Annotated in this window: 12 protein-coding genes and 1 tRNA gene; 6 read left to right on the top strand and 7 right to left on the bottom strand. The window is 37.0% G+C overall.

All coding sequences use genetic code 11. The features are described from left to right. Together AACU95_RS01450 and AACU95_RS01445 are read right to left on the bottom strand one after the other, a co-directional pair. The coding region (locus AACU95_RS01450) for a ShlB/FhaC/HecB family hemolysin secretion/activation protein (protein WP_161737150.1) at positions 1 to 1,517 on the bottom strand (1,517 nt) is incomplete at its 3' end. 226 nt (positions 1,518 to 1,743) lie between these two features. Then, positions 1,744 to 1,820, bottom strand: a tRNA-Pro gene (locus tag AACU95_RS01445). Between the two features lie 299 nt (positions 1,821 to 2,119). Between AACU95_RS01445 and AACU95_RS01440 the strand changes: the two genes are divergently transcribed. Continuing rightward, on the top strand, positions 2,120 to 2,422 hold the full coding sequence (locus AACU95_RS01440) for a DUF5339 family protein (RefSeq protein WP_004250065.1): 303 nt from the start codon (positions 2,120 to 2,122) through the stop codon (positions 2,420 to 2,422). A 57-nt stretch (positions 2,423 to 2,479) separates the two neighbouring features. Here the strand turns inward: AACU95_RS01440 and AACU95_RS01435 are convergent, their stop codons facing one another. Next, a complete protein-coding gene (locus AACU95_RS01435) occupies positions 2,480 to 2,809 on the bottom strand; it encodes a YceK/YidQ family lipoprotein (protein ID WP_004246836.1) in 330 nt (109 codons plus the stop codon). Between the two features lie 378 nt (positions 2,810 to 3,187). Between AACU95_RS01435 and AACU95_RS01430 the strand changes: the two genes are divergently transcribed. Further along, on the top strand, positions 3,188 to 4,846 hold the full coding sequence (locus AACU95_RS01430; RefSeq protein ID WP_017628660.1) for a putative transporter: 1,659 nt from the start codon (positions 3,188 to 3,190) through the stop codon (positions 4,844 to 4,846). A 277-nt stretch (positions 4,847 to 5,123) separates the two neighbouring features. Here the strand turns inward: AACU95_RS01430 and AACU95_RS01425 are convergent, their stop codons facing one another. Together AACU95_RS01425 and AACU95_RS01420 are read right to left on the bottom strand one after the other, a co-directional pair. After that, positions 5,124 to 6,401, bottom strand: coding sequence for a valine--pyruvate transaminase (locus AACU95_RS01425; protein WP_052124765.1), 1,278 nt, complete (start codon positions 6,399 to 6,401; stop codon positions 5,124 to 5,126). Between the two features lie 142 nt (positions 6,402 to 6,543). Continuing rightward, complete coding sequence (locus tag AACU95_RS01420; protein ID WP_012368524.1) at positions 6,544 to 7,125, bottom strand: DNA-3-methyladenine glycosylase I; 582 nt, start codon at positions 7,123 to 7,125, stop codon at positions 6,544 to 6,546. Positions 7,126 to 7,375: 250 nt separating this feature from the next. On the opposite strand from AACU95_RS01420, the gene glyQ reads away from it, so the two are divergent. From glyQ to AACU95_RS01400, 4 genes are all read left to right on the top strand, one after another. Further along, positions 7,376 to 8,281: a glycine--tRNA ligase subunit alpha gene (gene glyQ / locus AACU95_RS01415; RefSeq protein WP_004246832.1), complete on the top strand. Its 906-nt coding sequence runs from the start codon at positions 7,376 to 7,378 to the stop codon at positions 8,279 to 8,281. 9 nt (positions 8,282 to 8,290) lie between these two features. Beyond that, on the top strand, positions 8,291 to 10,363 hold the full coding sequence (gene glyS / locus AACU95_RS01410; RefSeq protein WP_004246830.1) for a glycine--tRNA ligase subunit beta: 2,073 nt from the start codon (positions 8,291 to 8,293) through the stop codon (positions 10,361 to 10,363). A 161-nt stretch (positions 10,364 to 10,524) separates the two neighbouring features. Next, entirely contained in the window at positions 10,525 to 10,911 is a 387-nt protein-coding gene (locus AACU95_RS01405) for a type II toxin-antitoxin system RelE/ParE family toxin (RefSeq protein WP_004249093.1), read from the top strand. After that, entirely contained in the window at positions 10,904 to 11,224 is a 321-nt protein-coding gene (locus AACU95_RS01400) for a helix-turn-helix domain-containing protein (protein WP_004246828.1), read from the top strand. The genes AACU95_RS01405 and AACU95_RS01400 overlap by 8 nt, the downstream gene beginning before the upstream one ends. Before the next feature lie 49 nt (positions 11,225 to 11,273). Here AACU95_RS01400 and AACU95_RS01395 read toward each other — a convergent pair whose 3' ends face one another. After that, entirely contained in the window at positions 11,274 to 11,708 is a 435-nt protein-coding gene (locus AACU95_RS01395; RefSeq protein WP_004246827.1) for a hypothetical protein, read from the bottom strand. Then, entirely contained in the window at positions 11,701 to 12,585 is an 885-nt protein-coding gene (locus AACU95_RS01390; protein ID WP_004249091.1) for an endonuclease/exonuclease/phosphatase family protein, read from the bottom strand. Before AACU95_RS01390 ends, AACU95_RS01395 begins: the two co-directional genes overlap by 8 nt. Between the last annotated feature and the right edge of the window lie 32 nt (positions 12,586 to 12,617).

The following is a 12,617-nucleotide window of genomic DNA, read 5'->3' as shown; positions in this document are numbered from 1 at the left end:
TTTTTTCTATCTTCTGAAACGGAACCATAATCTATGGCGGAAAATAGCATTTGGTTATTCAAGGGTGTAAGCCAAGTAACCTTATGCCGGGAAACAAACTGATTGGCATCAGAATAACCTTTGCCGGACTCAAAACCATACACGCTATACAGACCACCAATGGTTGCTTTATCAAGTAATCCATCAATATCTGAGCGAGTCAGTTGAAATATCATTTCTGGTTGATAAAAAAATTGCTGTGAAGTGATTTTAAAAGGAATTAATGCATCAAAATTAAGATTAAAAATGGGTACACCATTAAGGGAATCTATTGGTGATAATCTTGCGCCAGGAATAAAAACACTCTGCTTATAATGAAGTTTAGCATTAAGGTAACCCCCTCTCATAAAGCGATAATTTTGCTCAATACCCGCATTAATATAAGGACTGCGACGCTCATGGACTGATAAGCGATAGCCTGACACTTCATTGCGATAAGTGTAATATTGTATTCCACCACTTAAAGTCACCGTACGCTGTGTTGAAGGTCTAAATTGGCGCTGGATCTCAAAAGAAAGAAGCTGTTGACGCGTTTTTTGTAACTCTTTTGTCACTTCAGAGACTCTCATTTTTGAACCAATATCATAACCAAATAATGTCGCACGCCAATAATGATAAGGTACTTGCCATAAAAAGATCTGCTTCTTGATACCTCTTGATTTTAAGGTATCGAGTTGACTAGAAAGAATAACCATTAAAGTATCATTAAGTTGCGCTAGATTACCAAAGCTTAGCCTTGTAGTACCAAATAGATCTCCGTAAATTTTCTGCTCCTTATTATCAATCGATACCGAGCCTGCCATTGTCCTTTTCCCCACTTGAGAAAGAGAAATAATTGATTCATGTTCTTTTGACGAGGGTTCTATCTGAATTTTGACATTACTATTAGGACGGGATCTGAAATTGTCAGCCCCCTGTTCAATATCTTTAACGTTTAAAACATCACCTTTTTTGACAGGCACTGCCTGTGAAATCAAATAGCGTTTATCTGTCGGGGCTTCGGAAACAATGTCTTGCACTCTCCCGACATTTAATGTGATATCCAATACCTCGTCATCGGCATAAAGATCAACTTTACCCACCTCACTGGTCACATAACCTGCATCATAAAGCAGCGCATTCAAAATATTGATATCTTGTTCTAACAATGCCTGTGACTGACAATGCCCAACTAATTCAGCTTGCCATTTTGCCACTTGGCGTTGCAGTGATGGGGAAGAAAACTCATCGAGATGATGGAGTTTTACCTGTTTGATTGAAAAACAATGTACAGAAGGTGTGATAAATTCCCTTTTATTTTGTGGCGCTAAGTTCACTAAAGAGACATTGTCATTTTGTTGTAGTAATTGATCTCTAAGTTGTGTTTCTGTCGGTAAATCTACTGGTACAGGGGGATCGATATGACTTTCATTCGCTACAGAAAAAAAAGCACAACACCATAAAATACAATAGATTAAAATAGACAACTCAATACGCATTCAATTTACACTCTTATCACCGGAAATAGGAGTGCTATGTATATGTAAAGAGAAACAAAAAAGATTTATAAAAACCGTCTTTTTACTCTGACTTACCTACACAGTTACCAATAATGCAACTATGTCGACTTATCAGATCAGAGAGTAAAAAATCATAAGCGATTATTTATAAAGAGATGCCTTAAAACGACAAAACCCCGCTTTAAAAAAGCGGGGTTTCTAGATATGGTCGGCGAGAGAGGATTCGAACCTCCGACCCACTGGTCCCAAACCAGTTGCGCTACCAGGCTGCGCTACTCGCCGAAAACGAGGTGCATCTTACTGCCAGAAAGCCAAAGCGTCAATACTTTTTTCTTATCTCCCAACTGTTCGTATGGTTTTCAACCAAAACGACTGATTTTTAACTTTTTATTAGCACTATTGCTGAAATTAACCGCATCATAAACCCTACTTTTACTTAAGTTATATGAAACAGCTATTTTTCTTTACAGTTATCAGAAAACATCATGAAAAATGACAAATTTATTCTTTATTGTTATCGTTTATTTCATGCACTTTTTATATAATTACCCTATGTCAAATCAGTTGGGTGAATTTAGAGCATGAAATCACGTTGGGGCATTAGCACATTACTTTTATTCGTCACCACATTTTCAGTCCAAGCGACTACATCACAAACTTGTCGGGTTTACTTTAAAGAAGCCGATAAATTCTTACAATATATTGCTACAAGAGATGACTTAAAACAGAACATGCCTGAAATAAAAGGTAATTTTGAACAAAATAAAAAGTTGATCAGTTCTTCCACCCTAAAAGAGCAAAAAGCAATTTGTGAAAAAGGAATGCAAGAGCTTGATAACCTTAACAAGATGTTTGGTCCAAAAGAAGCTACAGCAAAAAAATAAATATAAATAATGACTAAATAATAAATAAGTGATTATATTTAGTCTTATTTATAATAATTAGGTTTTATTTCCAGTATTAAGTGTATCATTAGTGCTACCTAATTTTTTTATCCTTTCTTTAGGTGAATTATCACTGTTGTCATCATGTTGTGTATAATAATCATAAGGAAGCAATAAAGTATCTAATAACGCACTAAAAGGAAGATCAAGAATAACTAACGGTTTCATTGCCCACCCTGTTTCATCATCAGAAAGCATATTAACGTTATTTTTTGTTCCTGAATAAAGCTCGTTATTAGGGCCTGCATGCGTCATAACACTTGAGCACCCTGTCAGTGATAGCATAAACGTCGCTAGTATTAACTTGTTAATGATTATGGATCTCATAGAGCACCTATAAAAAGCCGTTAGGGTTAAACACCTTTATTACATAGTTAAACCTGTTTTCCTTGTTAGGACAAGAAAAAGAAGATCTAAGGGGTTTATTTTTAATAACACAGGTAATTAATTTAATCTAAAAATAAACTCATTTTATATAATAATTCTGATGTTATAAATTATTATGTTTCACTGATATTAAAATTCAACCCTATTCATTTTAAATAAATATTTTAACTGAATATTTATCTTTTTTATTTTTTTGATCGTTATATATGCTGAATTTGTGCAATAAGACACAGCGTTTTTTTATCTTTTTGGCAAACTAGATGTATCGTTTTAGCTAGTGAGTTACTTGGCTATTTCACTTGGCATAGGATCTGTTTTATGAGTGATATTGCATTAACAATGGTGATGTTGTCATTAGCAGGCGCCTTAGGACTTTGGATAGGTAACGTTAAAATCTATCGGGTCAGTTTAGGAATTGGCGGAGTGCTGTTTGGAGGGATTATTGTCGGCCATTTAGCTCAACGTTATGGACTGGTGCTCAACACACAGATACTCCATTTTATTCAAGAATTCGGCCTTATCCTCTTTGTATATACCATTGGTATCCAAGTCGGCCCCGGTTTTTTCTCTTCTTTACGTGTATCTGGGCTTAAGCTCAATGCCTTTGCCATTTTGATTATTTTACTTGGTTCACTAGTAACAGCCTTTATTTATCACTTATTTAATGTGCCACTACCCATTATTCTTGGCATTTTTTCTGGTGCGGTAACGAACACGCCTTCATTAGGTGCAGGGCAACAAATCCTCACCGACCTTAATATTGATCCAGCCATAATCAGTCAAATGGGAATGGGATATGCTATGGCTTACCCCATGGGAATTTGTGGCATTCTTTTGGTCATGTGGTTTATTCGCGTGCTATTTAAAATCAATATAGAGCGAGAAGCAAAACACTTTAACCATCAGCAAAACAGCACTAAAGAGACACTGCATACCATTAACATTGCCATTCGCAATCCCAATTTAGATGGCTTATTAATGCAAGATATCCCACTACTCAATGAAGATGCCCTTGTCTGTTCACGTTTGAAACGTGGCGACGATATTATGGTTCCGATGCCTTCCACTATTATTCAGTTAGGAGATTTACTGCATATTGTCGGCTCAAGAGAAGATCTCAATAAGGTTCGCCTTATTTTAGGCGAAGAAGTAGATGCTTCACTTTCTACCTCAACCCATCAATTACAATCTGTGCGCATTGTTGTCACGAATGACTCAGTATTGAGTAAACGATTAAAAGATCTCGATTTAAAAAGAAAATATGATGTTGTTATCACACGATTAAATCGAGCAGGAATTGAATTAATTCCTAGTAATAACAGTATGCTACAGTTTGGCGATATTTTAAATGTTGTGGGTAGACCTGGGGCCATAGAAGCAATTACGGTACTTTTAGGTAATGCACGACAAAAATTAGAACAAGTACAGATGTTGCCTGTTTTTATTGGCATTGGTTTAGGGGTTTTATTAGGCTCTATCCCTATTTTTATTCCGGGGATCCCTGTTGCACTAAAATTAGGCCTTGCTGGCGGGCCGCTGATCGTGGCCTTGATTTTAGGCCGTATTGGTACTTTCGGGAAACTCTATTGGTTTATGCCCCCAAGTGCTAATCTTGCACTACGTGAACTCGGGATCGTCATGTTTTTGGCTGTGGTTGGCCTTAATTCCGGTGGCGGGTTTATTGATACCTTAATATATGGACAAGGGTTAAGTTGGATTGGCTATGGTATCGCGATCACACTACTCCCATTATTGATAGTCGGTATAATGGCTCGTCTCGTTTTTAAGTTAAATTACCTTACCCTATGTGGCGTACTTGCTGGCTCGATGACTGATCCTCCCGCTCTAGCATTCGCTAATTCTATTCATCAAAATAGCGGTGCTGCCGCACTTTCTTATGCCACGGTTTATCCTTTAGCTATGTTTTTACGTATCATCACGCCACAACTAATGGCACTGATTATTTGGGCTTTGTAGCGAATTTAATAGATATATTAAATGGTTGCAGTCAATTTGTTATCAAATGCTTAATTTCACTTTACAGAAGGATAATAAAGGGCTTAAAAGGGGCTTATTTAAGCCATCGATTTTATTATTATCTGTTTTAATAGCGCTCGTGCTAAGAAATTTAGATTGAGACGGATTGCTAACTTTTAGTAATCAATTTCTTTCCGTCAAACTTATGCTCAAAAGTCCTCGTTATTGTCTTTGCCCCTTCTTCTCGCTGAAGGGGCATTTTTATTACTTATTTATTCTAGCGATAAGCATGTTCTATCTCTTCCGATAGGATCTTTATTCCTTTTTCAATTAATGCAGGCTCTGGTACATAATTCATTCGCATACATTGATGTGCATGTTGCCACGACTCTTCTAAGCCTGGAAAGAAATAGTGACCAGGAACCATCAATACACCACGTTTTTTTAAACGCCGATAGAGTTCTTCACTTGAGATTGGTAAATCTTTAAACCAAAGCCACAAGAAAATAGCCCCTTCCGGTTTATGGATAAGGCAACGCTCTTTAGGTAGATAGCGACGAATAATATCAATAGTTTCAAGTACTCGTTGATGATAAAAAGATCTAATTATCTCTTGGGATAATCGCATTAAATCATCACGTTTGAGCATTTCTAATGCCATCGCAGGGCCAATACCTCCAGGGGCAAGACTAATAATGCCATTCACATTCGTGATTGCAGTAATAAGCTCTTCATTAGCGATAATAATGCCACAACGAGCCCCCGGTAATCCTAGCTTAGAGAGGCTCATACAAAGAATGGTGTTGTCATTCCAGTGGGGAGTTGCTTGGGAAAAAATAATCCCCGGAAAGGGCACGCCGTAAGCATTATCAATAATCAGTGGGATATCATGTTTTTTCGCTAAGGCATCCAGCTTTTTTACTTCATCATCAGTGATCACATTACCTGTTGGATTTGTTGGTCTAGAAACACAAATAGCACCAATATCATCACCTATCGTTAAATGTTCAAAATCTACATGATATTTAAATTGTCCATCAGGTAGCATTTCAATAGTGGGTTTATTCGCAACAAACAAATCTTCTTCTAATCCGGCATCGGCATATCCAATATATTCCGGAGCGATGGGAAAAAGAATTTTGCGCTTTTTACCCTCAGCAGATTGGCCACCGAGTAAATTAAAAAGATAAAAGAAAGCACTTTGACTGCCGTTAGTAAGCGCAATATTTTTAGCGGAAATATTCCATCCTAATTTTTCTTTTAAACAAATAGCCAAGGCGTTGAGCATCGCATCTTTACCTTGTGGCCCATCGTAATTACATACGGCATCACTTAATGAGCCATTATTCACCATCTCTTGTAATAATTGGTGAAAATAGCTGTCCATCTCAGGAATATGGGCAGGATTTCCTCCTCCTAACATCACCGCTTCTGGTGTACGTATTCCTTCATTTAAGTCTTGCATCAAGCGAGAAATACCTGAGTGGCGAGCAAATTTTTGCCCAAATCGTGATAGTTGAGTCATCTTTGCAGGATCTTCTTTGTCGTTTTTCATTAGATAAACACCATACCGTGAGCCGGACTCAGCATCAACCGTTAACAGATGTATACTTAAATATCAACACCAACCTTAAAACCAATATTGAAATATAAATTCAGTTTTAAATCCAATTAAAGATAACTAAACTAGTATTCTTCTATTTAATACTACTTTCCAGCTGAGATTGCCGACAAAAACAACAGAGTATATGATCGTTAACCATGCCTACTGCTTGCATAAATGCATAACAGGTGGTGGTACCAACAAATTTAAACCCTTTTTTCTTTAACGCCTTAGCCATATCATCTGAAATTTCAGTAAAAGCAGGAACCTGTGAAATAGTCTGCCACTGGTTATCAATGGGTTTTCCATCAACAAATTGCCAAATAAATTCACTGAAATCTTCACCCTGAGCTTCCATCGCTAAAAAGGCACGCGCATTATTGATAATGGCGTTAATTTTGCCACGATGACGAATAATAGACGGATCTTGTAGTAGTGTTTCCACATCTTTTTCAGTCATTAGTGCTATTTTTTCAGGACGAAAATCAAAAAAACAACGACGAAATCCTGCTCTTTTCTTTAATACGGTATACCACGACAAACCTGCCTGTTGTCCTTCAAGGCAGATCATCTCAAAAAGTTTGTATTTATCTCGCTGTGGTTTTCCCCATTCATTATCATGGTATGCGAGATATTCAGGATCTTGAGTTACCCAATCACAACGTTGTTTATTCATTTGCTACATTCCTTGTTCTTTATAGGTGTTATTCATACAATTGATATCGCTCTTTATATACTGTATAAAAACACATGTAAATAGACTAAGAAAAAATCATTCTGGCTATTTGAGCATAGTCATAACAACGATTAAGGCACTATTTTTTTGATCAAGAGAAAATTGCCCGTATTCCTTGCTGTATATCTTTCGTCTAGAAGGTATACTGAAACCTTTCTTTTTATTCTATGTATCGCCATGCGGATATAACATGCAAAAGTTTGATACCAAAACCTTTCAGGGGCTGATCCTGACATTACAGGATTATTGGGCTCGTCAGGGCTGTACCATTGTTCAACCATTAGATATGGAAGTAGGAGCAGGTACCTCACACCCAATGACCTGTTTACGAGCATTAGGTCCAGAGCCTATTGCAGCGGCTTATGTTCAACCATCACGCCGTCCAACTGACGGACGTTACGGTGAAAACCCTAACCGTCTACAGCACTATTACCAATTCCAAGTTATCATCAAGCCATCACCGGATAACATCCAAGAGCTTTATCTTGGCTCTTTAAGAGAATTAGGATTAGATCCTACTATCCATGATATTCGTTTTGTTGAAGATAACTGGGAAAACCCAACATTAGGTGCTTGGGGATTAGGCTGGGAAGTTTGGCTCAACGGCATGGAAGTGACGCAATTTACCTATTTCCAACAAGTTGGCGGATTAGAGTGTAAACCCGTCACTGGCGAAATTACTTACGGTTTAGAGCGTCTGGCAATGTACATTCAAGGCGTTGATAGCGTTTATGACTTAGTTTGGTGTGATGGCCCATTAGGTAAAACCACCTACGGCGATATTTATCACCAAAATGAAGTGGAACAATCAACTTATAACTTTGAATATGCAGATGTTGACTTCTTATTCTCTTGTTTCGAACAATATGAAAAAGAAGCTCGTGAGTTGTTAGAGTTAGAAAAACCTCTGCCTTTACCTGCTTACGAACGTATCTTAAAAGCAGGTCACACTTTTAACTTATTGGATGCACGTAAAGCGATTTCTGTTACAGAGCGTCAACGCTATATTTTACGTATCCGTACTTTAACCAAAGCCGTCGCTGAAGCTTATTATGCTTCCCGTGAGGCGCTTGGTTTCCCTATGTGTAAAAAGTAAGAGGCTATTATGACAACTGAGACTTTCCTTGTGGAAATCGGCACAGAAGAGTTACCGCCGAAAGCGCTTCGTTCTTTAGCCGAATCTTTTGCGACCCATTTTACGGCTGAACTGGATAACGCCAATATTACTCATGGTGATGTATCTTGGTTTGCCGCTCCTCGTCGTTTAGCCATCAAAGTGGCAAATATGGCAAAATCTCAAGCAGATAGGATCGTTGAAAAACGAGGCCCTGCTATAGCGCAAGCATTTGATGCTGAAGGTAAGCCAACTAAAGCCGCAGAAGGTTGGGCTAGAGGTAACGGCATCACTGTTGATCAAGCTGAACGTTTATCAACGGATAAAGGTGAGTGGCTCTTTTATCGTGCTGAAGTTAAAGGCGAAGCCGTTAACCAACTACTGGCTGGTATGGTAAGCAATGCACTGGCAAAACTGCCTATCCCTAAATTAATGCGTTGGGGTGATAAAGAAACGCATTTTGTGCGTCCAGTGCATACTGTTACTTTATTATTGGGTGATACCCTCATTGACGGTGAAATCTTAGGTGTACAAAGCGATCGTATTATTCGTGGCCACCGTTTTATGGGTGAAGCTGAATTTACTATCGATAATGCAGACCAGTACCCTGAAATCCTTTATGAACGTGGTAAGGTCATTGCCGATTACGAAAACCGTAAATCCATCATTCTTCATGATGCACGTCTTGCGGCTGAAAAACTAGGTGGTGTCGCTGATTTAAGTGACAGCCTAGTTGAAGAAGTCACTTCATTAGTTGAATGGCCTGTGGTGTTAACGGCAAAATTTGAGGAAAAATTCCTTGAAGTTCCGGCTGAAGCACTGGTTTACACCATGAAAGGCGATCAGAAATATTTTCCTGTTTACGATAAACAAGGTGCGCTATTACCTCACTTTATTTTCGTTTCTAACATTGAATCCTCTGATCCTCAACAGATAATCAGTGGTAACGAAAAAGTGGTTCGCCCTCGTTTAGCGGATGCGGAATTCTTCTTTAAAACTGACCGAAAACAGCGTTTAGAAGATAACTTACCACGCCTTGAAACTGTTCTTTTCCAAAAAGATTTAGGCTCTCTACGCGACAAAACAGACCGTATTCAAGCTCTCGCCGGTTTTATTGCTGAGAAAATGGGTGCTGATGTCAATAAAGCAACACGTGCTGGTTTATTATCAAAATGTGACTTAATGACCAATATGGTGTTTGAATTCACCGATACCCAAGGGGTTATGGGGATGCATTATGCTCGCCATGATGGTGAAGATGAAGAAGTTGCTGTCGCATTAAAAGAGCAATATCAACCACGTTTTGCAGGTGATGCACTACCATCTAACCCAGTAGCAAGTGCTGTCGCTATAGCAGAAAAAATGGATACGCTGGCAGGTATCTTTGGTATTGGTCAACATCCTAAAGGGGATAAAGATCCTTTCGCTTTACGTCGTGCTGCCCTTGGTGTGCTACGTATTATTGTTGAACAAGATTTACCATTAGATATTGAAGAATTAACCCAAGAAGCGGCTCGCCTATATGGTGACAAACTGACGAACAAAAATGTCGTCAGTGATGTCGTAGAGTTTATGCTAGGTCGTTTCCGTGCTTGGTATCAAGAGCTGGGTTATAGTATTGATACTATTCAAGCGGTATTAGCGCGCCGCCCAACACAACCTGCTGACTTTAACGCTCGTGTAAAAGCCGTTACTTACTTCCGAACCTTAGAAGAAGCAGCTGCATTAGCCGAAGCCAATAAACGTGTTTCTAATATCTTAGCAAAATCAGCAGATGTTAAGCTCAACGATAAAGTATTAGCCTCGGTGCTAAAAGCGCCTGAAGAAGTTCAGCTAGCGGCTAATCTTTCTGTGCTACAAGATAAGCTAGCCCCTCTATTTGCTGAACGTAAATACCAAGAAGCATTAGTTGAACTCGCCTCTTTACGCGATGTTGTGAATAACTTCTTTGATAAAGTGATGGTAATGGATAAAGACGAAGAAATTCGTGTCAACCGTTTAACCATGCTACATGAATTACGCGAGTTGTTCTTAAAAGTCGCTGATATTTCTGTTTTACAATAAGTTATAAAACTTAGCCATACAACAACATAAAACCGGCATTGCGAAAGCAGTGCCGGTTTTTTTACTTAAAATTAAAATAAAAAACGATTAAAAAATACCCATTTACATTCTATGATTGAGTGATAAAATTTACTATAGTAAAAACTACCACAGAGGACGTGATGGTTATTTATAAAACAAAGATGTTCAAAAATAGTTTCAAAAAAATAACGCTTACGAATGCAGAACTAATCGCTATCGCTACCGAAGTCCTTGCAGGACAATTTGAGGCAGATCTAGGTGGTGGTGTTATCAAGAAACGTGCCTGTATCCAAGGAAAAGGTAAAAGTAGCGGAATTAGAACAATTATATTTTATAAGCAAGGGAATAATTTATTCTTTGCTGATGGTTGGAAAAAATCGAGTTTAAGCTCTAAAAAAACCAAAGAGATCACAGATGATGAACTTGAGTCCTATAAAGATCTAGCAAAAGATCTCTTCAATGCAAATCAAAATAAAATAGATAAAATGATTGCACTAGGCCTTTTAACAGAGGTTAAATATGACTGATAAAATGAAAGAAATGCTAAAATTTGCACAAGAAATGGAAGATGCAGGAGTCACTGATGGCAGTACAACTAAACGTATTGCCGCCAGAATAAAAGCGAAAGAATTACAAGCTAAGTATAAACATCCTACCCCTATGACAGGTGAAGATATAAAAAGGATCCGTGAGCAAAATAATATCTCTCAATCTTCCCTTGCTTTGATATTGAATATGACTAAAGAAAGCGTTTCTAAGTGGGAAAGAAACGAAATTAAGCCCAATGGTGCAGCACTACGACTTCTTCATTTAATAGATAAAAAAATATTATTCATCTAGTTTCCTCAAAAGAATAAAAAACCGGCATTGCGAAAGCAGTGCCGGTTTTTTATTGGTGATTAATCAATTTATTATAAATAGTATGATGAGTAAGTTCGATGATCCTGATAGACTCATTATCAATAATATTAACAATAATATGTAATAAATTTTCAATATCTTCTGCGTGAAAAGATTCTATTTCCGTTTCTATCTCAATAGGAAAGCCATTTATTTTACTAAAGCTATAACCAAATAGTATAAAACCACCCTCTTTACTTAAATCAGCATTATTAATATAAACAAGGCGTTCACTATTTATAAAATGAATATTACTTTTATTATTATCTTCAAATGATACTTTAACTTTATTATTGGTGATCACTTCTAGCTTTTTGACCACTGCACTGATTTTATCTTCTATCTTACTTCGTAGATCAATAATAAAAGATGCTCTATTGAGTGAAGCTTTTATTTTTTCGAATATCTTATGTTCATCATTCATGGAAGATCCTACAAAATATGGGGTAATGATCAAATTTTTTAAAAAAGATATCATCAAGGCAGTGATTATCATCATTTAGGACGCGATAAAAATCAAGCTGTTCAAGATCTAATTTAAAACAATCTTCTTTTCCATATAAAAATGATGAAGAAAAAATCATTTGATCAAACACATACCAACGATTAATAGATGCGGAATTATAATAATATGTACCTAAATTATTAGTCTTCTTATCAGATAAGAGATACCAAAATGGGTTAAATAATAGTTTTCTTTTCTTTTTTATTAAATGATAATCTCTTGTCGCATACAATATATTAAGCATCGCATTAGAATAAGGCTCTGTATTATAATCCCCCATACAAATAAACTGAACATCATCTCCATTATTTTCAAAGAGTTTATTAATACTACTTCTTAATCCTGCAGCTGCCACTTCTCGAGTTGTATCATTAGCACTTAATATTGATGGCCAATGTGATAAAAAAAGGGTGATTATTTTTTGATGTTCGATTTCTTTAAATACAACAGCAACGCCTACCCTTACCATTCTATTATCAGGCTGGAGTTTAGTTAAAAACTTACTTGAAATAAACTCTAGTTTATTCATTTGATATATTAATGATATATCAATAATAATCCGGCCTATTTTTCCTGAGAGATCGATATACCCCATTTTTAATTGAGTCGCCAACTGCTTAAAAGCATAGCCTTCGTTTTCAGAAACCTCACTCAACGCAATGATATCAAGCGTTTTTTTAATGATAAGTTCTTCAAGATATTTTTTCGCTAAGCCAACTTTTTCAGTCTTGACGTTCTGTTTTGATTTTGTCGGTGGAGATATTCCTATATTCCACCAGCATAAATTTAATTCCATTGTTATATTTTATATCCATTAAAATATATTTG

The organism is Proteus sp. G4415 (genome assembly GCF_963896075.1).
GTDB lineage: Bacteria > Pseudomonadota > Gammaproteobacteria > Enterobacterales > Enterobacteriaceae > Proteus > Proteus mirabilis.
Note: the sequence above shows the minus strand (reverse complement) of the source record. Positions and strands in the feature narration are given on the sequence as shown.